This window comes from Arthrobacter sp. SIMBA_036 (assembly GCF_046535135.1).
Taxonomy (GTDB): Bacteria; Actinomycetota; Actinomycetes; order Actinomycetales; family Micrococcaceae; genus Arthrobacter.
On the sequence record NZ_JAWRXG010000068.1, the window covers coordinates 1 to 369 of the forward strand.

Genomic DNA, 369 nt, shown 5'->3' on the forward strand with positions numbered 1-369 from the left:
GAAATCTTACCGAAAATATTACCCCTGAGAATTTCCGGAAAAAATTTAAATGGAGGTCACCTAACAAAATTAACGAGGTAATTATTGAGCATAAATTAAAAGATAATTTTGATACAGCAGGTGCCTATAGAATGATAGAAGAATTATCAGCTAGTTTTATACAGATCAGATTCTTAGAATATTCAATGGCTAAAATAGATGAAATTTTATCTTTTATAGAATTTTCTTCTATCCAAACAGTTGAAATACTTATTCCTTTTAATGGGATACCTCAGGATTTGACTATCATTAAAAAATTGGAAATAAATCCTAGAGTAAAAACGGTTTATTTTTATAATGCTCCGGAAAATAGATCAATTGTTAATGATG

1 protein-coding gene is annotated in these 369 nt (G+C 27.9%); it reads left to right on the forward strand.

The features are described 5' to 3' along the window. Window positions 1-369, forward strand: a 369-nt coding sequence (locus SB659_RS19165; RefSeq protein ID WP_410551536.1) for a hypothetical protein, incomplete at both ends; no start/stop codon positions are given.